The organism is Pseudomonas sp. PDM15, from assembly GCF_014851565.1.
Lineage (GTDB): Bacteria > Pseudomonadota > Gammaproteobacteria > Pseudomonadales > Pseudomonadaceae > Aquipseudomonas.
The window spans coordinates 61622-80455 of sequence record NZ_JACVAA010000007.1 but is presented as its reverse complement, the minus strand read 5'-3'; the positions used below and the strand labels follow the sequence as shown (position 1 = coordinate 80455).

Annotated in this window: 18 protein-coding genes; 3 read left to right on the top strand and 15 right to left on the bottom strand. The window is 66.2% G+C overall.

The annotated features are described in order from the left end of the window. Positions 1-8 precede the first annotated feature (8 nt). From IB232_RS18945 to IB232_RS18895, 11 genes are all read right to left on the bottom strand, one after another. Complete coding sequence (locus IB232_RS18945; RefSeq protein WP_192400138.1) at positions 9-1196, bottom strand: ATP phosphoribosyltransferase regulatory subunit; 1188 nt, start codon at positions 1194-1196, stop codon at positions 9-11. 34 nt (positions 1197-1230) lie between these two features. After that, positions 1231-1416: a DUF2065 domain-containing protein gene (locus tag IB232_RS18940; protein WP_137975073.1), complete on the bottom strand. Its 186-nt coding sequence runs from the start codon at positions 1414-1416 to the stop codon at positions 1231-1233. A gap of 111 nt (positions 1417-1527) precedes the next feature. Then, positions 1528-2397, bottom strand: a complete 870-nt coding sequence (gene hflC, locus IB232_RS18935) for a protease modulator HflC (protein WP_192400137.1) — start codon at positions 2395-2397, stop codon at positions 1528-1530. Then, entirely contained in the window at positions 2397-3542 is a 1146-nt protein-coding gene (hflK, locus tag IB232_RS18930; RefSeq protein ID WP_192400136.1) for an FtsH protease activity modulator HflK, read from the bottom strand. The genes hflC and hflK overlap by 1 nt, the downstream gene beginning before the upstream one ends. Before the next feature lie 96 nt (positions 3543-3638). Beyond that, complete coding sequence (gene hflX / locus IB232_RS18925; RefSeq protein WP_192400135.1) at positions 3639-4940, bottom strand: ribosome rescue GTPase HflX; 1302 nt, start codon at positions 4938-4940, stop codon at positions 3639-3641. Positions 4941-4952: 12 nt separating this feature from the next. Beyond that, positions 4953-5207, bottom strand: a complete 255-nt coding sequence (hfq, locus tag IB232_RS18920) for an RNA chaperone Hfq (RefSeq protein ID WP_021701802.1) — start codon at positions 5205-5207, stop codon at positions 4953-4955. Positions 5208-5305: 98 nt separating this feature from the next. Next, positions 5306-6277: a tRNA (adenosine(37)-N6)-dimethylallyltransferase MiaA gene (gene miaA, locus IB232_RS18915; RefSeq protein WP_192400134.1), complete on the bottom strand. Its 972-nt coding sequence runs from the start codon at positions 6275-6277 to the stop codon at positions 5306-5308. A gap of 15 nt (positions 6278-6292) precedes the next feature. Continuing rightward, complete coding sequence (gene mutL, locus IB232_RS18910) at positions 6293-8173, bottom strand: DNA mismatch repair endonuclease MutL (RefSeq protein WP_192400133.1); 1881 nt, start codon at positions 8171-8173, stop codon at positions 6293-6295. Beyond that, on the bottom strand, positions 8170-9621 hold the full coding sequence (locus IB232_RS18905; RefSeq protein ID WP_225592424.1) for an N-acetylmuramoyl-L-alanine amidase: 1452 nt from the start codon (positions 9619-9621) through the stop codon (positions 8170-8172). The genes mutL and IB232_RS18905 overlap by 4 nt, the downstream gene beginning before the upstream one ends. A gap of 16 nt (positions 9622-9637) precedes the next feature. After that, on the bottom strand, positions 9638-10054 hold the full coding sequence (gene tsaE, locus IB232_RS18900; RefSeq protein WP_137975131.1) for a tRNA (adenosine(37)-N6)-threonylcarbamoyltransferase complex ATPase subunit type 1 TsaE: 417 nt from the start codon (positions 10052-10054) through the stop codon (positions 9638-9640). A 56-nt stretch (positions 10055-10110) separates the two neighbouring features. Beyond that, positions 10111-11607: an NAD(P)H-hydrate dehydratase gene (locus IB232_RS18895; RefSeq protein WP_192400131.1), complete on the bottom strand. Its 1497-nt coding sequence runs from the start codon at positions 11605-11607 to the stop codon at positions 10111-10113. 64 nt (positions 11608-11671) lie between these two features. Here IB232_RS18895 and queG point away from each other — a divergent pair, with 64 nt between their 5' ends. Beyond that, positions 11672-12745 (top strand): tRNA epoxyqueuosine(34) reductase QueG, encoded by a 1074-nt coding sequence (gene queG, locus IB232_RS18890; RefSeq protein WP_192400130.1) that lies wholly within the window; start codon positions 11672-11674, stop codon positions 12743-12745. Positions 12746-12765: 20 nt separating this feature from the next. On the opposite strand, the gene orn is transcribed toward queG, so the two are convergent. Next, positions 12766-13311 (bottom strand): oligoribonuclease, encoded by a 546-nt coding sequence (orn, locus tag IB232_RS18885; RefSeq protein WP_192400129.1) that lies wholly within the window; start codon positions 13309-13311, stop codon positions 12766-12768. A gap of 38 nt (positions 13312-13349) precedes the next feature. Beyond that, entirely contained in the window at positions 13350-14120 is a 771-nt protein-coding gene (locus tag IB232_RS18880; protein ID WP_192400128.1) for a class I SAM-dependent methyltransferase, read from the bottom strand. A gap of 87 nt (positions 14121-14207) precedes the next feature. Between IB232_RS18880 and rsgA the strand changes: the two genes are divergently transcribed. Next, on the top strand, positions 14208-15239 hold the full coding sequence (gene rsgA / locus IB232_RS18875) for a small ribosomal subunit biogenesis GTPase RsgA (RefSeq protein ID WP_192400127.1): 1032 nt from the start codon (positions 14208-14210) through the stop codon (positions 15237-15239). Positions 15240-15281: 42 nt separating this feature from the next. Here rsgA and motB read toward each other — a convergent pair whose 3' ends face one another. Both motB and motA read right to left on the bottom strand, forming a co-directional pair. Beyond that, complete coding sequence (gene motB / locus IB232_RS18870; protein WP_192400126.1) at positions 15282-16322, bottom strand: flagellar motor protein MotB; 1041 nt, start codon at positions 16320-16322, stop codon at positions 15282-15284. Positions 16323-16338: 16 nt separating this feature from the next. Further along, complete coding sequence (gene motA, locus IB232_RS18865) at positions 16339-17190, bottom strand: flagellar motor stator protein MotA (RefSeq protein WP_137975086.1); 852 nt, start codon at positions 17188-17190, stop codon at positions 16339-16341. 119 nt (positions 17191-17309) lie between these two features. Here motA and IB232_RS18860 point away from each other — a divergent pair, with 119 nt between their 5' ends. Next, a complete protein-coding gene (locus IB232_RS18860) occupies positions 17310-18830 on the top strand; it encodes an HDOD domain-containing protein (protein ID WP_192400125.1) in 1521 nt (506 codons plus the stop codon). Positions 18831-18834: the final 4 nt, after the last annotated feature.

The window sequence follows — 18834 nt, the reverse complement described above, 5'->3', positions numbered from 1 at the left end:
GAAAACCATCAGGAAGCCAGCGGCGCCAACTGCCAACGTCCATCGCGCAGCTGCAGCAGGCGATCACAACCCGCCTCGCCCGCCGCGCTTACATCCTGTCCAGGCAGAGCCTGGACCACTCGTACGCCTTCGCTGCGCAGGCGCTGTACGGCCTGCCACAGGTACAGATCGTGATGATCCGGCGCCCAGACCCCGGCGGCCGGCTCGTCAACACGCATGTCGCCGAGGGTGACCAGGGTCTTCAGATCGGTGGAGAAACCGGTGGCCGGGCGCGCCCGACCGAAATTGCCACCGACGTCGTCGTAACGGCCGCCCTGGGCGATCGACTGGCCGACGCCCGGCACGAACGCAGCGAACACCACACCGGTGTGGTAGTGGTAGCCACGCAGCTCGCCGAGATCGAAGTACAGCGGCAACTCCGGGTAGCGCAGCTCCAGCTGGTCGGCGATGGCCACCAGCTGATCCAGCGCGGCATGCACTTCGGCCGGCGCCTCGACCAGGCAGGCCTGGGCCAGGTCCAGCACTTCGCGACCGCCACACAGTTCGACCAACGCACGGAGCATGTTGGCCAGGTGCGGTTGCAGGGATTCGGTGAGCGCGTCGACCTCGTCGATGGCCTTACGCTGCAGGGCGTCGAACAGCTGCTGCTCGGCCTCGCCGGACAGGCCGGAGGCGCGGGCCAGGCCGCGGTAGATGCCGACATGACCGAGGTCCATGTGCACATCCGGCACACCGGCCAGGTCCAGGGTATCGAGCATCAGGCTGATGACTTCCACATCGCTGGCCGGGCTGGCGTCGCCGTACAGTTCGGCGCCCAGCTGGATCGGGCTGCGCGAGGTGGCGAGTGCTCGCGGCTTGGCGTGCAGCACGCTGCCGGCATAGCACAGGCGGCTCGGGCCTTCGCGACGCAGGGTGTGCGCATCCATCCGCGCCACTTGCGGCGTGATGTCGGCGCGGAAGCCCATCTGCCGTCCGGACAGCGGATCGGTCACCTTGAAGGTGCGCAGATCCAGGTCCTGGCCGGCACCGGTGAGCAGGGACTCGAGGTATTCGATGTGCGGAGTGACGACGAACTCGTAGCCCCAGCGCTGGAACAGATCCAGCACCTGACGGCGCGCCGCCTCGATCAGTGCCGCTTCCGGCGGCAGTACTTCTTCGATGCCATCTGGCAGCAGCCAGCGGTCTACCGTTGCCATTTCGCCATTCCCCTCTCGGTACGGGCGGCAGCCTTCAGTGAAGCAGATACAGGAGGGTGGTCCCCAGCAGCATGCTGGCCAGCCCCATGAGACGCAGCTGCCGGTCGGGCAGTTGTGCCAGTTGCGCGATCGTTCCGCGCCAACGCCGCGGATAGAGGAAGGGCAGGATGCCTTCCAGCACCAACATCAGACAAAACGCGATGCCCAGTTCCTGCCACATGATTCCCGCAGACGCAAAAAAGCCGGGCTTTTTCCCGGCTGCCGCATGATAACACGTTTTCCCCGGAGGTCACCCCGAGGCGGCCGAACGGCCGCCTCGGGGTGACCTCAATCAGGGTTTGGACTGCTGCAGATAGCGGAAGAATTCGCTATCCGGATCCAGCACCAGCACATCGCTCTTGCTCGAGAAGCTGTCGCGATAGGCGCCCAGGCTGCGGTAGAACGCATAGAACTCGGCGTCCTGGCCGTAGGCTCCGGCATAGATCGCGGCGGACTTGGCGTCGCCATCACCGCGGATTTCCTCGGCCTCGCGATAGGCTTCGGCGAGGATCACGCGCTTCTGCCGGTCGGCGTCGGCACGGATACCTTCGGCCAGCTCGCGGCCCTTGGCACGATGCTCGCGGGCCTCACGTTCACGCTCCGAGCTCATGCGATCGAACACGCTGCGATAGACCTCTTTCGGCAGGTCGATAGCCTTGACGCGAACGTCCACCACCTCGATGCCCAGCTCCTTTTGCGCCATGCCGTTGAGCGACTTGGTGATGGCCGCCATCAGCGCGTCACGCTCACCGGAGACCACTTCATGCAGGGTGCGGGTACCGAACTGGTTGGCCAGCGCGGTGATCAGGCGCTGTGACAGACGATCATCGGCGATCTGACGGATGCCGGAGGTCGCGGTGTAGTAGCGCTGGGCATCGGCGACTCGCCACTTGGCGTAGGCGTCGACCATCACGGCCTTCTTCTCCAGGGTCAGCACGCGCTGGATCGGCGATTCCAGGGTCAGCAGACGCGCATCGAACTTGCGCACCTGGTTCATCACCGGGACTTTGACGTGCAGACCCGGCGGCACGTCGGCCACCTGGATCTTACCGAACTGCAACAGGACGGCCTTCTCGGTCTGGGTAACGATGTACAGGCTGTTCCACGCCAGAACGGCAACCACTACCCCGGCAATCAGGGCAAACAGCGATTTGTTGCTCATCAGCGGCTCTCCCTGGTGCGCAGATCGCCACGCTCGATGTTATTGATGACACGGGCGCCGGCGTCACCACTGGCGCTCGGCGCGCCTGCAGCGTTGGCACCTGCACCACCACGGCTATCGATCATCTTGTCCAGCGGCAGATAGAGCAGGTTGTTCTGCCCTTCCTTGCCGGTCACCAGCACCTTGCTGGTGCTGCTGAAGACCTGCTGCATGGTGTCCAGATACAAACGCTGACGGGTCACTTCCGGCGCCTTGCGGTACTCAGTCAGCAGCTTGCTGAAGCGGTCGGCCTCACCCTGGGCACGGGCCACCACTTCATCGCGGTAGCCATTGGCGTCCTCGATGATGCGCTGGGCCTGACCACGGGCCTCGGGCACCACGCCGTTGGCGTAGGTCTCGGCCTGGTTCTTCTCGCGCTGCTCGTCTTCACGGGCGCGGATCACGTCGTCGAAGGCATCCTTGACCTCGGCTGGAGCCGTGGCGCGCTGGATGTTGACCTGGGTGACGGTGATACCGGTGCCGTAGTTATCGAGGAAGTCCTGCAGACGCTTGCTGACCTCCAGCCCCATCTGCTCGCGGCCGAGGGTGATGACCTCGTCCATCGAGGTGGAGCCGGCAACGTGGCGCAGGGCGCTCTCGGTGGCATGCTGCAGGCTGATCTCGGGAGTATCGACGTTGAGCACGAAGTCCTTGAGATTGCTGATCTTGTACTGGACGGTCAGCGGCACCTCGACGATGTTCTCGTCCTCGGTGAGCATCTGCCCTTCCTTGGAGAAGGAACGCTCGCGAGTCACGTTCTCCTGGAATTTCTTGTCAATCGGCGGGAAGTAGATGTTCAAGCCTTGGCCGACCGTCTCGTGGTACTTGCCGAGGCGCAGAACCACCGCCTGCTCCTGGGCATCGACGATGTAGATGGCATTCCACAGCCAGACCGCGAACAGCAGCGCCGCGCCGATCAGGAGGATGCCCCATCCGCCGCCTTGGCCGTCACTGTCACGTTTTTTACCGCCGAAGATGCCGTTGAGGCTCTCCTGCAGCTTGCGGAAGGCTTCGTCGAGGTCAGGCGGGCCCTGGCGTCCACCGCCTTTGCGGCCGCCCCAGGGATCCTGGTTGTTCGAGTTGCCACCCGGCTCATTCCAAGCCATAGCGCTCTCCATCAAATAAAGCGAAGACGCGCCCGCGGCGCGCCGGCCCATGCTACAGAAAGCCCCCAAGTCGCCGCAAAAGCGACGGCGCGGGCTTTATTGCAAAGTGTGTTGCTCGAGGAAGTCCTGCGGCTTCATCCCCTCACGACTGACCAGGCGATTGAGCTCGGCGCGCGGCAGACGGATCGCCAGCAGAGTGTCGCCCGCCTCGTCATGCGCCTCGCTCTGTACCGCGTTCAGCGCAAAGAACTGCGCGCGCAGGCGCCCCAGGCGCTGCGGCAGACGCAAGGTGCCGACAAACAGATCCTCGCCGAGCAGCTCGGCGACCGCCTGGCGCAGCAGCTCCAGGCCCTTGCCATCGCGCGCCGACAGCCATACCCGCTCGGGCTTGCCATCGCCATCGCGCTGAATCTGCGGCTCGACGCCCTCGACCAGATCAATCTTGTTGTACACCTCGAGCATCGGCAGCTCGTTGGCACCGATTTCGCCAAGCACCGCCATGACCTGTTCGATCTGCTGGTCACGCTCCGGCTCATGGGAGTCGATCACGTGCAGCAGCAGATCGGAGTTGCTCGACTCCTCCAGCGTGGCGCGAAACGCCTCCACCAGTTTGTGCGGCAGGTGACGAATGAACCCCACGGTATCGGCCAGCACCACCGGCCCCAGGTCATCCAGCTCCAGCCGGCGCAGGGTCGGGTCGAGAGTGGCAAACAACTGGTCGGCCGCATAGACCTCGGAAGTGGTCAGTGAATTGAACAGGGTGGACTTGCCGGCGTTGGTGTAGCCGACCAGGGAAACGGAAGGAATGTCCGCACGCCGACGGCCGCGGCGAGCCTGCTCGCGCTGGCTGCGTACCTTCTCCAGCTTCTGCTTGATCTGCCGAATGCGCACGCGCAGCAAGCGGCGGTCGGTTTCCAGCTGGGTCTCACCTGGACCGCGCAGGCCGATACCGCCCTTCTGCCGCTCGAGGTGGGTCCAGCCGCGCACCAGGCGCGTGCTCATATGGTCCAGCTGCGCCAGTTCGACCTGCAGCTTGCCCTCGTGGGTGCGCGCGCGCTGGGCGAAGATGTCGAGGATCAGACCGGTGCGATCGAGCACGCGGCACTCGAAGACGCGTTCGAGGTTACGCTCCTGACTGGGCGTGAGGGTGTGGTTGAAGATGACCAGCTCGGCCTCTTCGGCCTTGACCAGGTCACGCAACTCCTCGACCTTGCCGCTGCCGATCAGGAACTTGGCGGTAGGCATGTGCCGCGACACGGTGACCAGAGCCACCATGTCGGCACCCGCCGACAACGCCAGATCCTGAAACTCCTGCGGGTCTTCGGCCGCCTCGGGGTTGCCGCCTTCCAGATGGACAAGGATGGCCCGTTCACCACCGCCGTGACGCTCGAAGAACAAGTCAGGCTCCTATCAGGCGTTGCCCGGCTCGACCTGCTCGCCTTCGGTCGCACTAGGCAGGCGCACCGGGCGGCTCGGCACCACGGTGGAAATGGCGTGCTTGTAGACCATCTGGCTGACAGTGTTCTTCAGCAAAATCACGAACTGGTCGAAGGATTCGATCTGGCCCTGCAGCTTGATGCCGTTCACCAGATAGATAGAAACCGGTACGCGTTCCTTACGCAGGGTATTCAGGTAAGGGTCTTGTAGCGAATGCCCTTTTGACATGTGCCGCACTCCTTAAGGGTCAAATGTAGTAAAGCAAAGATGGCTTATGCCGTATAAGCCTCAAAAGCCAAGGATAGACGGCGAATAGACGGGTCTCATCACAATATGGAGACCGCCCTCAGGTATTTCAAGGTACGCATCAGATTGTCACTGGCCAGGCTGTCCAGCCAATGCAGGTTTTCCCAGCCACGCAGCCAGGTGAACTGGCGCTTGGCCAGCTGACGCGTGGCGATGATCCCCCGCTCCGTCATTTCCTCGCGGTTCAGGCCACCCTCCAGGTAATCCCATACCTGGCGATAGCCCACCGCACGGATCGATGGCAGCCCCGCGTGCAAGTCGCCCCGCTGGCGCAACGCTTCGACCTCTTCGACAAAGCCCTGTTCCAGCATCAGGTGAAATCGACGAGCGATCCGCTCGTGCAGCACCTGGCGCTGCTCGGGAGCAATGGCGAATTGCGCGACAGTATAAGGCAATTGCCCCGCGCCAGGCGCCTCTGAGCCGCTATTTTGAGCCGTTTGGCGCTCACGGTGTGCGCTCATGCTGAGGCCGCTGACCCGATAGACCTCCAGGGCCCGGGTGAGGCGCTGCGGGTCATTCGGGTGAATGCGCGCCGCGGACTGAGGATCGACCCGCGCCAGCTCCTGGTGCAGCGCCTCCCATCCCTCGGCAGCGGCCCAGGCCTCCAGCTCGGCACGCACCGCCGGATCGGCACTGGGCATGTCCGCCAGCCCCTCCAGCAACGCCTTGTAATACAGCATGGTGCCGCCCACCAGCAGGGGAATGCGCCCGCGCGCGGTGATTTCCGCCATGGCGGCGAGCGCGTCGGCCCGGAATTCGGCCGCCGAGTAGCTTTCGGATGGGTCACGGATATCCACCAGGCGGTGCGGATAGCGCTCCAGCGTGGCCTTGTCCGGCTTGGCCGTACCGATGTCCATGTCGCGGTAGATCAGCGCCGAGTCGACGCTGATCAACTCGCAGGGCAGCTCGTCGGCGAGCGCCAGAGCCAGATCGGTCTTTCCGGAAGCAGTCGGCCCCATCAGGAAGATGGCGGGAGGCAGGCACTCAGTCATGGCGGAGCCGCGGCCTCAGCGGCCGCGCAGGAAAAGCTTGTCGAGATCGTCCATGCCCAGCTGCGTCCAGGTCGGGCGACCGTGGTTGCACTGGCCGCTGCGCTCGGTGTGCTCCATGTCGCGCAGCAGGGCGTTCATCTCGGGCAGGGTCAGGCGGCGGTTGGCGCGCACGGCGCCATGGCAGGCCATGGTCGCCAGCAGCTCGTTGAGATGAGCCTGGATGCGGTCACTGGTGCCGTATTCGAGAAGATCGGCGAGCACATCGCGTACCAGTTGGGTGGCCTCGGCCTGTTTGAGCAGCGCCGGAATCTGCCGGATCGCCAGGCTTTCCTCGCCCAGGCGCTGCAGCTCGAAGCCCAGGCGCTGGAACCACTGGCCATGCTCCTCCGCGCAATCGGCCTCGCGCTGGCTCATGGCAATGGATTCCGGCACCAGCAGCGGCTGACCGCGCAGGCCTTCACTGGCCATGGCAGTTTTCAGGCGCTCGTAGGTGATGCGTTCGTGGGCCGCATGCATGTCCACCAGCACCAGACCGACGGCATTCTCTGCGAGGATGTACACGCCCTTGAGCTGCGCCAGCGCATAGCCCAGCGGCGGGATATCGCCCTGGCTCTGCGGCAGGCCGACCGGCGCCGGCGACTCGGGTAACGGCGCGAAATACTCGCGATACGCACCCTGGGCTTCGGCCGCCGGTAACGCTGATTCGCTACGCGGCGCCTGGTAGCCGGCGCCCGGCGAACGCCAGACCGATACCTGGGCCAGCGGCTGCTCCAGCACCTGGGCAGCCAGGCCCATCTCACCCTGGGGGCCGAATTCGCCGGCGGCCAGGCCGCTGGGGCGAACCATCTGCTGCACGGCGGCAGGCGCCGCCAACTGATCCTCCGGGCGCACTTCGCCCAGCGCCCGGTGCAGGGTGCCGTAGAGGAAGTCGTGGACCATGCGGCTGTCGCGGAAACGCACCTCGTGCTTGGTCGGGTGCACGTTGACGTCGACCACGCCCGGATCGATCTCGAGGAACAGCACGAAGGTCGGGTGACGGCCGTTGAATAGCACGTCGCGATAGGCCTGGCGCACGGCGTGGGCCACCAGCTTGTCGCGCACCATGCGGCCATTGACGTAGAAATACTGCAGGTCCGCCTGGCTGCGCGAGAAGGTCGGCAGGCCGACCCAGCCCCACAGGCGCAGACCACTGCGCTCGACCTCGATCGGCAGCGCCTGCTCGAGGAAGGCCGGGCCGCATACACTGGCCACGCGGCGGGCGCGACTGATGGCGTCCGGCGCCTCGTGCAGGGCGAACACCGTCTTGCCGTTGTGACGCAGGTGGAAAGCCACGTCGAAGCGGGCCAGGGCCAGGCGCTTGATGACTTCCTGCAGGTGATCGAATTCGGTCTTTTCCGCCCGCAGGAACTTGCGCCGCGCGGGGGTATTGAAGAACAGGTCGCGCACTTCCACCGAGGTACCGACCGGGTGCGCCGCGGGCTGCACCCGCGCCTCCATGTCGCGTCCCTCGGTCTCCACCTGCCAGGCCTGCTCGGCATCGGCGGTGCGCGAGGTCATGGTCAGGCGGGCGACGGAGCTGATCGAAGCCAGCGCCTCGCCGCGGAAACCCAGGCTACAGACTGCCTCCAGATCTTCCAATTCGCGGATCTTGCTGGTGGCGTGACGCGCCAGGGCCAGCGGCAGATCGTCGGCGGGAATGCCACCACCGTCGTCGCGCACCCGCAGCAGCTTGATGCCGCCCTGCTCGACTTCAACATCAACCCGGCGCGCCCCGGCGTCCAGACTGTTTTCGAGCAGCTCCTTGATCACCGAGGCCGGGCGTTCGACCACTTCACCGGCGGCAATCTGGTTCGCCAGCCGCGGACTCAGCAGCTGGATGCGCCGCAGCTCGCTCATGGCTGGGCCGCCAGGGCGGTGGCCGGGATGCTCAGGGTCTGGCCGACCTTGATGGTGTCATTCTTCAGCGAATTGGCGCTGCGCAGCGACGCCAGGCTGACCTGGTAGCGCTGGGCGATCAGCGCCAGGCTCTCACCGGAGCTGACTACATGCTCGCGCGGGCCGGCGGCGATCTTGCCGGAGTCGCGCAGCATGGCGATGTAGGTGCCGGGCGGCGGGTTCTGCTGGAAGAACTGCCGCACGCCCGCGGTGATGGAGCGCGCCAGGGCCTGCTGGTGAGCCACGGTGGACAGCTTCTTCGCCTCGTTAGGGTTGGAGATGAAACCGGTCTCAACCAGGATCGAGGGAATGTCCGGCGACTTCAGCACCATGAACCCGGCCTGCTCGACCCGGCGCTTGTGCAGCGAGGTGATGCTGCCCATGTTGCTCAGCACCTTCTGCCCCACGTTGAGGCTGGAGGACAACGAGGCGGTCATCGACAGATCAAGCAGCACGCCGGCCAGCACGCGGTCCTTGTCGTCCAGGCTGACGCTGCCGGCGCCACCGATCAGGTCGGACTGGTTCTCGCTGTCGGCCAGCCAGCGCGCCGTCTCCGAAGTCGCACCACGGTCGGACAGGGCATACACCGAGGCACCGAAGGCGGCAGCCCGCGGCGCGGCGTCGGCGTGAATGGAGACGAACAGGTCGGCACCCTTCTTGCGGGCGATCTCGGTGCGCTTGCGCAGCGGAATGAAGTAGTCGCCGGTGCGCACCAGCTCGCCACGGAAGCCCTTCTCGGCATTGATCTGGCGCTGCAGCTCCCTGGCGATGGCCAGGGTCACGCTCTTCTCGTAAATCTTGCGGCCCGGGCCGAGGGCGCCGGGGTCTTCGCCGCCATGGCCGGCGTCGATGGCGATGACGATATCGCGCTTGCCGCCCGGTACCGGCGGCAGCTTGGCCGGCGCGGCGCCAGGGGCGGCGACCACGGGCGGCGGATTGCTGGCGACGTTGGGCGAGTTGACCTGCGGCGCCTGGGGCACGCTGGGCGCCGCGCCGGCTTCCTGATCGAACAGGTCGACTACCAGGCGATGGCCGTATTGCTGGTTGGGCGCCAGGCTGAAGCTTTTCGGCGTCACGGTGGCGGCCAGGTCGAGGACCAGGCGCAGATCGGTGGGCGAGCGCTGGGCAGAACGGATGCCGGTGATTGGGGTATTGCTCAGCGAAAGCTGCTCCAGCTTGGTGGAGAGCAGGGCGCCGTTGACGTCGATGACGATGCGATTGGGGGCGGCCAGGGTGAACACGCTGTGCTGCACCGGGCCGGACAGATCGAAGACCAGGCGCGTGTTATCCGGAGCACGCCACAGCCGCACGCTGCGGATTTCCGTGGCGGCCAGTACATCGGCAGCCAGCGCGGCCAGCATTACCCCGATCCCGCCAAACAGCGCACGCATGCGCATAGCCTTCCCCATTTTTATTTACAAACTCTTATAAGGCAGCACACCACGCCTCGGCCCTCGCGCTATGTGGCTGCAACTGCAGCGCGCGGCCGACTCCTTGCGGGCTAATGGTAATGTCCAGGTCCGCCTTTGGCAAAACGCCGGCGCCGCGCTGCGGCCACTCGATCAGGCACAGCGCGTCACCCTCGAAGTAGTCACGGATGCCGAGGAACTCCAGCTCCTCCGGGTCGGCCAGGCGGTACAGGTCGAAATGGAACACCCGCAACTCGCCCAGCTCATAGGGCTCGACCAGGGTGAAGGTCGGGCTCTTCACCGCCCCGCCATGCCCCAGGCCACGCAGGATGCCGCGCGACAGGGTGGTCTTGCCGGCGCCGAGATCGCCATGCAGGTAGATCACTCCACGACCGCCGGTCGCCTGGGCGATGCGGGCACCCAGCTCGTGCATGGCGTCTTCCCCCTCGGCATAGAGGGTCACTTCTGACGGGGTCGCCTCAGACCGGATCACCTTAAACACGGCGCATGCTCCTGCAACAACTGACGAATGGTCGGAATTAGATCGCTGGCCGCCAGGCCGCGCCCCTGCTCGCCGAGCCGCTGGCCAGCACAGGCATGCAGCCAGACGCCAAGACAGGCGGCGTCGAAGGCGTCCAGACCCTGACCGCGCAAGGCGCCGATCAGGCCGGCCAGCACATCGCCCAGGCCAGCGGTGGCCATGGCAGGATGGCCGCGGTCGCACAGGCGCAGACGACCATCCGGCGCAGCCACCAGGCTGCCGGCGCCCTTGAGCACCACCACCGCCTGATACTTCTGCGCCAGTGCCAGTCCCGCAGCAGGACGATCGAACTGCACCTCGGCGGTCGAGCGCCCGAGCAGCCGGCCGGCCTCGCCCGGGTGCGGGGTGATCACGCTGTCGGCCGGCAGCGTCACGGCGCCATCCGCCAGCAGATTGAGCGCGTCGGCATCCCACACCTGTGGCCGCGGACTGGCCGCTGCCGCGCTGAGCAGGCTGCGCCCCCAGGCGCGCTGACCGAGACCGGGACCGACCACCAGCACATCCGCGCGCTCGCACAGGCCTGGCAGCTGATAGGTGGACTCGCTGGCCTGGCACATCACTTCCGGCAGGCGCGCCAGGCTGGCCGCCACATGCTCCGGACGGGTCGCCAAGGACACAAGGCCGGCACCGGCACGCAGGGCGCTCTCGGCACTGAGCAAGGCGGCACCACCAAAGCCACGATCGCCGCCGATCACCAGCACATGACCGAACTGGCCCTTGTGCGCGGTACGGGCGCGCGGCGCCGGCTGCGGCAGCACAGTGCCGGCCAGGCGCAGCGCCGCGTATGGCTGCCGGGCGACCAACTGCGGATCGGCCTGCAGGTCGTCGAACAACAGCTCGCCCACCCAGTCAGGTGCATCGCCGGTGAACAGGCCGAGCTTGAGACCAATAAAGCTGACGGTCAGATCGGCGCGCACCGCCTGCTCGGCTACTCGCCCGGTATCGGCACACAGGCCGGAAGGCAGATCCAGCGCCAGCACCGGCAAGCCGGAAGCATTGATCGCCTCGACGGCAGAGTCGTAGGGCGGACGCAGATCGCCCTTGAAACCGGTGCCCAGCAGCGCATCGACCAGTACGCCGCGCAATTCGCTGCTGTCGCTCCAACCATCTATGGCGACTCCGGCCGCCCGCGCCGCATCGCGAGCCGCCGCGGCACCACCGGTCAGCATCTCCGGCGCAGCAACGGCCAGCACCCGCACGCTCCAGCCGAATCTATGCGCCAACTCGGCCACCAGGTAGCCGTCGCCAGCGTTGTTGCCGGCACCGGCCAGCACGGTGACTGCCCCGGCCTGCGGCCAGTGCTGACGCAACGCGCGCCAGGCGGCATGGGCGGCGCGCTGCATCAATTCGAAGCCAGGCGTGCCGGCGGCGATCAGGCGGGCGTCCAGTTCGCGCACCTGGGCGGCGGTAAAGAGAGGAAGAGGCAGGTCGTGACTGACAGGCATGGTTCGGCGATTCGGGCGAGGTCTGGCAGAATTATACCCATCTCCCCTGCCCTGCCGTCCCGTCATGCCCGATTCGCACCTCGACCTCGCTCAACTGGCGCAGTCCATCAAGGACTGGGGACGCGAGCTGGGCTTCCAGCAGGTCGGCATCGCCGATGTCGAGCTGGGCGAGCACGAGCAGCATCTGCAGCGCTGGCTGGACGCCGGCTACCAGGGCGAGATGGAATACATGGCCGCCCATGGCAGCAAGCGCTCGCACCCGGACGAGCTGGTGCCCGGAACCTTGCGGGTGGTGTCACTGCGCATGGACTACATGCCCGGCGACACGCAGATGGCCCAGCGCCTGGCCGAGCCGGAGAGCGCCTATGTGTCGCGCTATGCCCTGGGCCGCGACTACCACAAGCTGATCCGCAAGCGCCTGCAGCAACTGGCCGAACGCATCCAGGGCGCCGTCGGCCCGTTCGGCCACCGCGCCTTCGTCGACAGCGCCCCGGTGCTGGAAAAGGCCATCGCGGAAAAGGCCGGCCTCGGCTGGATCGGCAAGAACACCCTGGTGCTCAACCGCAAGGCCGGCAGCTGGTTCTTCCTCGGCGAGCTGTTCGTCGACATTCCCCTGCCGGTGGACCCGCCACACGCGACCGAGCACTGCGGACGCTGCAGCTCCTGCCTGGACGTGTGCCCGACCAACGCCTTCGTCGGCCCTTACGTGCTGGATGCGCGGCGCTGCATTTCCTACCTGACCATCGAGCTCAAGGGCCCGATTCCCGAGGAGCTGCGCGCGCCGATCGGCAATCGGGTGTTCGGCTGCGACGACTGCCAGATCGTCTGCCCGTGGAACCGCTTCGCCCGCCCCACCGAGCAGGGCGACTTCCAGCCGCGCCATGGCCTGGACAACAGCTCGCTGGCCGAGCTGTTTCTGTGGAGCGAGGAGGAGTTTCTCAGCCGCACCGAAGGCTCGCCGCTGCGCCGAACCGGCTACGAGAACTGGCTGCGCAACCTGGCTGTGGGCCTGGGCAATGCGCCGTCGAGCATCCCGGTGCTGGAGGCGCTCAAGGTCCGGCGCGAACACCCCTCGGCGCTGGTGCGCGAGCATGTCGAATGGGCGCTGGCCCGGCACCATGAAAAAGGCCCGCATTAAGCGGGCCTTTTCGTTCGGGGTCAGACCTTGAGGAAGTGCTGACGATAGTGCTTGAGCTCGGCGATGGACTCGCGGATGTCGTCCAGCGCCTGGTGGGTACCCTGCTTCTGGAACGAGTCCTTGACCTGCGGCGCCCACATGCCGGCGAGGATCTTCAGAGTCGACACGTCCAGATAGCGGTAGTGGAAGTAGGCTTCCAGGTTCTGCATGTACTTGTAGAGGAAGCGGCGGTCCTGGCCGATGCTGTTGCCGCAGATCGGCGACTTGCCTTTGGGCACCCAATGCTCGAGGAAGGCGATGGTCTGCGCCTCGGCCTCGGCCGGGCCGATCTTGCTCTCGCGCACGCGCTGGGTCAGGCCGCTGTCGCCATGGGTGCGGGTGTTCCACTCGTCCATGCCGGCCAGCACCTCGTCACTCTGGTGCACGGCGATCACCGGGCCCTCGGCGAGGATGTTCAGCTCGCTGTCGGTGACGATGGTGGCCATCTCGATGATCACGTCCCGCTCCGGCTCCAGCCCGGTCATTTCCAGGTCGATCCAGATCAGGTTGTTGGGGTTCTGCGGCATGAGTTCGGCTCCTTCTAGATTGGCGCCAGTTTAGCCGCTCAGAGGTGCCAGAGCAGCAGCCGCGAATCGCGCCAGTCATTCAGCTCGATGATCTCGCCGGGCGCGACTCCCGGGATCTCGAAGCTATTGCTGATCAGCAGGCTGCCCGGGCGCATCTCGCGGCGCGCCTTGGCCCACAGATCGGCCATGGGCGTCGGCGAGAGGAAGCAGTACACCGCATCGTAGGCGGCCAAGTCTTCCTGCCACAGGCTGCGGTAGCGCACCTGGCAGTTGCGATACGGCAGGCAGCGCAACCAGGCCAGCAGGAACACCAGCGGCGCCGTCTCCACTCCTGTCAGTCGCGCTGCCGGGTAGTCGCGCGCCAGCTGCACCAGGGCGCCGCCCAGGCCACAGCCCAGGTCGACGAAATGAAAATCGGCAGGCAAGCCCGCCAGCCGCTCGCTCAGGCATTGGCGGGTACGTGCGCCGCTCAGGTAGAGCGGCACCCGCTCGCGGAAGCTGTTCCAGTTGATCAGCAGCAACACGACGAAGGCGGCCAGGAACCACCAGGCCGGCCACTCGCGGCTCTGCAGCGCCAGCAAGCCGGGAACGAAGGCCAGGTTCAGCGGCAGCCACCAGCGGCGCAGCCCCAGCCAGTGACCCAGAGCAGCCGCCAGCACGCCCTGCACCAGGGCGGCCTGCCAAGGGGTCGGGCGCCAGCTCCCCAGCTGCGCCAGGACAAACAGCGCCAGCGCCACGCCGAGCACGGCCAGGAACTGGGCCAGCAGGGCGAGGACGGCGGGATAGCGGGAGCGCAGGAGTTCGAGCATGGCGCCTGTTGTACCAGCAGGCCGAGGCCAGGGCCAGCCGGACCCCGTGCTAAACTCGCCGCCGTTTTCTTATTGATCGGAAAGGCCATGGCCAAACGCCAACTCACCCGCCGGCAGAACTGGCGCATCGACAAGGTCCAGGAAGAGCGCGCCGCTCGTGCCGCCAAGCGTGAATCGCGCATGCTCGAAGAGCTGGAGGGTGGCGACCTGGGCCCTGAGCAGACAGGCCTGGTGATCGCCCACTTCGGCGTCCAGGTCGAGGTCGAGGCGCTGGAAGGCGAGCTCGCCGGCCAGGTGCAGCGCTGCCACCTGCGCGCCAACCTGCCAACGCTGGTCACCGGCGACCGCGTGGTGTGGCGCCCCGGCAACCAGGGCAACGGGGTGATCGTCGCCCAACTGCCACGCACTTCCGAGCTGTGCCGCCCGGACATGCGTGGCGTGCTCAAGCCAGTGGCCGGCAACGTCGATCTGATCGTCATCGTCTTCGCCCCGCTGCCGCACGCCCACGCCAACCTGATCGACCGCTACCTGATCGCCGCCGAGCACGCCGGCATCCAGCCGCAGCTGCTGCTGAACAAGGCTGACCTGGTTGACGAGCAGAACTCCGAACACCTCAACGGCCTGCTCACCACCTACCGTCAGCTGGGCTATCCGCTGCTGGAGGTGTCGGCCCACGAAGGCGACGGCATGGATCAGCTGCGGGCGCGCCTGGACGGCCACGTCAGCGTATTCGTCGGTCAATCCGGAGTGGGCAAGTCGTCGCTGGTCAACAGCCTGCTGCCGGGCGTCGATACCCGCGTCGGGCCACTGTCGGAAGTCACCGGCAAGGGCACCCACACCACCACCACCGCACGACTGTTCCACTTCCCCGGCGGCGGCGAGCTGATCGACTCGCCCGGTATCCGCGAGTTCGGGCTCGGCCATGTCAGTCGTGACGACGTGGAAGCCGGCTTCATCGAGTTCCGCGACCTGCTCGGTACCTGCCGCTTCCGCGACTGCAAGCATGACCGCGAACCGGGCTGCGCCCTGCTCAAGGCCCTGGAAGACGGACGTATCCAGCCACAGCGGATGGCCAGCTACCGGCATATCCTGGCCAGCCTGCCCGAACCCGATTATTGATAGAGACGGAAAACGAAGAGGCCGCGATGATCGCGGCCTCTTTCATTCCTGGGGCTGGTCGAACTGCAGCGCGCCGTCCTCGAAGATGTTCAGGCGCTGGCGCAGCTCATCCGCCTGGGCCGGCTCGCCCGGCGCCGCCGGCTCCGAGCCCGGCGCCACCGCCTCGGTGGGCGCTGGCGGCTCGGCGGCCTCGGCGGTGCCGTCACCATCCTGCTCGCCCTCGATGGCGCGCTGAGCCTTCTTGGTCAGGACGATGATGTCGATCCGGCGGTTCACCGGATTGAACGGGTCCTTGCGATCAAACAGTGCCGACGAGGCATAGCCCACCACCCGCGCCACCCGCGGCTCCGGGTAGCCGCCGGCGACCAGGGTGCGCCGCGCGGCGTTGGCACGACTGGCCGACAGCTCCCAGTTGCCGAACTCGGCCTGACCGGCGAAAGGCTTGGCGTCGGTATGGCCGCTGACGCTGATCTTGTTCGGCACCGCCTTGATGGTCTCGGCGAGGATCAGCAGGATGTCTTCGAAATAGGGCTGCAGACGGGCGCTGCCGATATCGAACATCGGCCGGTTCTCGGCATCCATGATCTGGATGCGCAGACCATCCTGGGTGATCTCGAAGAGGATCTGGTCCTTGAACTTCTGCAGCTGCGGGTCTTCGTCGACCTTGGTCTGCAGCTCCTGCAGCAACAGCTCCAGGCGCTCGCGCTCCACCTGCTCGGCCAGCGTCTCGGCCTGACTGGCGTCCATCTCGGCCTGGTCGTCCTTGGCATCGACCGCCGCCTCGGCGGCGTCCGGCGCATCCTTCAGCTCGGGGTTGAGGGTGCGGTCGGGCGCCGGGGTCGGCGTACCGCCTAGGTCGATGACATAGGGGCTGGCGCTTTCGGTAAAGCCAATGGGGTCCTGGAAGTAGCCGGAAATGGCCTTCTTCTGTTCGGGCGTGGCCGAGGACATCAGCCACATCACCATGAAGAACGCCATCATGGCCGTGGCGAAGTCGGCGAAGGCGATCTTCCAGGCGCCACCGTGGTGGCCGCCAGCAACCTTCTTGACCCGCTTGACCAGTATCGGCTGGTTGTTCTCCATGGTTCAGCAACCCAACTCAGTTGCCACGCATGGCCTGTTCGAGCTCGCTGAAGCTCGGCCGATGCGCCGGCAACAACACCTTGCGGCCGAATTCCACGGCCAGCGTCGGCGGCATGCCGGAGGCGGATGCCACCAGGGTGGCCTTGATCGATTCGTAGAGGTTCAGCTCTTCCTTGGCGTCATGCGTCAGGGCGTCGGCCAGCGGGGCGAAGAAACCGTAGGAGGCGAGAATGCCGAGGAAAGTACCGACCAGCGCCGTACCCACCTTCTCACCGATCTGCGCGTTGTCGGCGGTGGCGAGGATGGACATGGTGATCACGATACCCAGTACTGCCGCCACGATACCCATTGCCGGCATGCCGTCGGCCACCTTGGACACCGCATGGGCCGGGTGCTCCAGTTCTTCCTTCAGGCTGGAAATCTCCATGTCGAAGAGGTTTTCCAGCTCGTGGGGCGCCATGTTGCCGGAGGACATGATGCGCAGGTAATCGCAGATGAACGCGGTCATCTGCGCATCCTTGAGGATGGCCGGGTACTTGCTGAAGATCGGACTGGCGTTGGGGTCCTCGACGTCGGCCTCGATGGCCATCATGCCCTCGCGGCGACTCTTGTTGAGGATCTCGTAGAGCAGCTTCAGCACTTCCAGGTAGAAGGCGTGGGTGAAGCGGCTGCTGAACATCGCCAGCGACTTCTTGAACACGGTCATGAAGGCGCTGCCGGGGTTGGCCTGGAGGAAGGCCCCCAGGGCGGCGCCGCCGATGATCATCACCTCGAAGGGGTGCACCAGCGCCATGAACTTGCCGCCGGACAGAATGAAGCCGCCGAAAACGCAGCCGAAAACAACCAGGATGCCGATGATCTTGACCATGGGAATTTAAGCTTGAAGAGCCAGTCGAAAGGGTTCTGTAAAACAACCCTTCTAATTATCGGAAGTATTGCGCCAGACTATAGGCAGTAAAGGCGAAAAGCCAGTTTGGCTCAACCCGCATGCCCACAGACAAGCCCATACCGCGCAGCCTCGACGCCTGGCTCAAGCAGCTGGACGAGGTTCGCCTGCCCATCGCCGCCCGCCACCACGAGGCGGTTCGCCGTGCCCTGCAGGACAGCCGCAAGTCCCTGCGCGAGATCGCCGAGCAGATGCAGGACAGCCCGGCCATCGCCCTCGCCGTATTGCGCGAGACCAACCGGCACACTGGCAGCCTCGGCGAACCGGCCGAAAGCCTGGAGATGGCGCTCAACCGCCTCGGCCTGAAACGTGCGGAAACGCTTCTCGAGCAGATGCCGGTGCTGGACGAGGCGCAGATCTCCCTGCCCCTGCGCCAGTTGCAGCTGATCAGCCTGCACGCCACGCAGCAGGCCAACGGTCTGTTCGCCGGGCGCCTGGCCCGTCTGTGGCAGGAAATTCACTGGGGCAGCCTGCTGTTCCTCGCCCCGTTGTGGCCGCTGGTGGCCATACACCCGCAGCTGTTCGAGGCCTGGGAGCGCCGCGTGCTCGGGCGGGGCGAGCCGCCCTGCAAGGTCGAGCGCGAACTGCTCGGCGTGTCGCTGCCGGCGCTGTGCCTGACCCTGGCCCGGCACTGGCGCATGCCGGAGTGGATCGTCCAGGGCTATCGCCTGCTGGTCGAGGACCGCCGCCTGCTGGTCAAGGCCCTGCACATCGCCCGCGACAACGAGCATCCACTGCACCAGCAGCAATTGCTCGACGAAGACACCAACCTGCGCCGCTGGCTGACCCAGCCCGGCAACAGCATCCTGCTGGCCAACGGCCTGGCCCTATCCAGCCACCACAACTGGGCCTGTGAGCACCACCTGCGCTGGCAGCGCCTGACCGGACTGTACCTGCAGGTCGCCCTGCCGGAGATGCAGCAACTGGTTCACCAGCAGGCCGCGCAGAGCGCTCGCCAGTACGAAATGCCTGACCTATGGCACCCGGCCGAGGCGCTGCTGTGGCCATGGGATGCCTGTCGTCTGAAGGACCTGCAGGCACCCGCCCCGGCGGTCAATCCGCAGCTGGACTTGTGGAAACAGCACTGCGCCAAGCTGCTGGCGCAACCCTCGCCATTCGCCAACGTGCTGCAGCTGACCGACAGCGCCTGCCAGGCCCTGCAGGCCAGTGGCATGCAGCGGGTACTGATACTGCTGGCCGACCGCACCCACAGCCGCCTGCAGGCCCAGCAGGTCGCCGGCCTGCCGGACGCGGCGGCGCAGCTGCGCCTGGATCCGGCGCAGAGCCAGGTATTGCGCCGCCTGCTGGCCGAACCCGGCCAGCTGCGCCTGAACCCGGCCAACCTGGCCCAGGTCTCCGCCCTGCTGCCGGGGACGCTCAAGGCCCTGTTCGATGGCGAACACCTGCTGCTGCGCTCGCTGGCCAGCAATGGCCGGGTGGTGATGCTGCTGGTGGCGGACCAGGGCGGCGGTGAGATCGGCGCCACGCCCCTGCAGGTGTTCGGCAAAACCGTGCAATGCATCGAGCGCGCCCTGGCCACCTTTGCCCGCCGCGGCACCTGACCTT

Bases quoted from the DNA above. Each gene is read 5' to 3' on its own strand.
- queG (WP_192400130.1), top strand. From the start codon at position 11,672: ATGCCCGATTCGCACCTCGACCTCGCTCAACTGGCGCAGTCCATCAAG.
- tsaE (WP_137975131.1), bottom strand. From the start codon at position 10,054: ATGCACGAGCTGGGTGCCCGCATCGCCCAGGCGACCGGCGGTCGTGGA.
- IB232_RS18940 (WP_137975073.1), bottom strand. From the start codon at position 1,416: ATGTGGCAGGAACTGGGCATCGCGTTTTGTCTGATGTTGGTGCTGGAA.
- mutL (WP_192400133.1), bottom strand. From the start codon at position 8,173: ATGAGCGAGCTGCGGCGCATCCAGCTGCTGAGTCCGCGGCTGGCGAAC.
- IB232_RS18860 (WP_192400125.1), top strand. From the start codon at position 17,310: ATGCCCACAGACAAGCCCATACCGCGCAGCCTCGACGCCTGGCTCAAG.
- IB232_RS18895 (WP_192400131.1), bottom strand. From the start codon at position 11,607: ATGCCTGTCAGTCACGACCTGCCTCTTCCTCTCTTTACCGCCGCCCAG.
- hfq (WP_021701802.1), bottom strand. From the start codon at position 5,207: ATGTCAAAAGGGCATTCGCTACAAGACCCTTACCTGAATACCCTGCGT.
- hflC (WP_192400137.1), bottom strand. From the start codon at position 2,397: ATGAGCAACAAATCGCTGTTTGCCCTGATTGCCGGGGTAGTGGTTGCC.
- miaA (WP_192400134.1), bottom strand. From the start codon at position 6,277: ATGACTGAGTGCCTGCCTCCCGCCATCTTCCTGATGGGGCCGACTGCT.
- IB232_RS18880 (WP_192400128.1), bottom strand. From the start codon at position 14,120: ATGCTCGAACTCCTGCGCTCCCGCTATCCCGCCGTCCTCGCCCTGCTG.
- IB232_RS18905 (WP_225592424.1), bottom strand. From the start codon at position 9,621: ATGGGGAAGGCTATGCGCATGCGTGCGCTGTTTGGCGGGATCGGGGTA.
- orn (WP_192400129.1), bottom strand. From the start codon at position 13,311: ATGCCGCAGAACCCCAACAACCTGATCTGGATCGACCTGGAAATGACC.
- motA (WP_137975086.1), bottom strand. From the start codon at position 17,190: ATGGTCAAGATCATCGGCATCCTGGTTGTTTTCGGCTGCGTTTTCGGC.
- hflK (WP_192400136.1), bottom strand. From the start codon at position 3,542: ATGGCTTGGAATGAGCCGGGTGGCAACTCGAACAACCAGGATCCCTGG.
- rsgA (WP_192400127.1), top strand. From the start codon at position 14,208: ATGGCCAAACGCCAACTCACCCGCCGGCAGAACTGGCGCATCGACAAG.
- IB232_RS18945 (WP_192400138.1), bottom strand. From the start codon at position 1,196: ATGGCAACGGTAGACCGCTGGCTGCTGCCAGATGGCATCGAAGAAGTA.
- motB (WP_192400126.1), bottom strand. From the start codon at position 16,322: ATGGAGAACAACCAGCCGATACTGGTCAAGCGGGTCAAGAAGGTTGCT.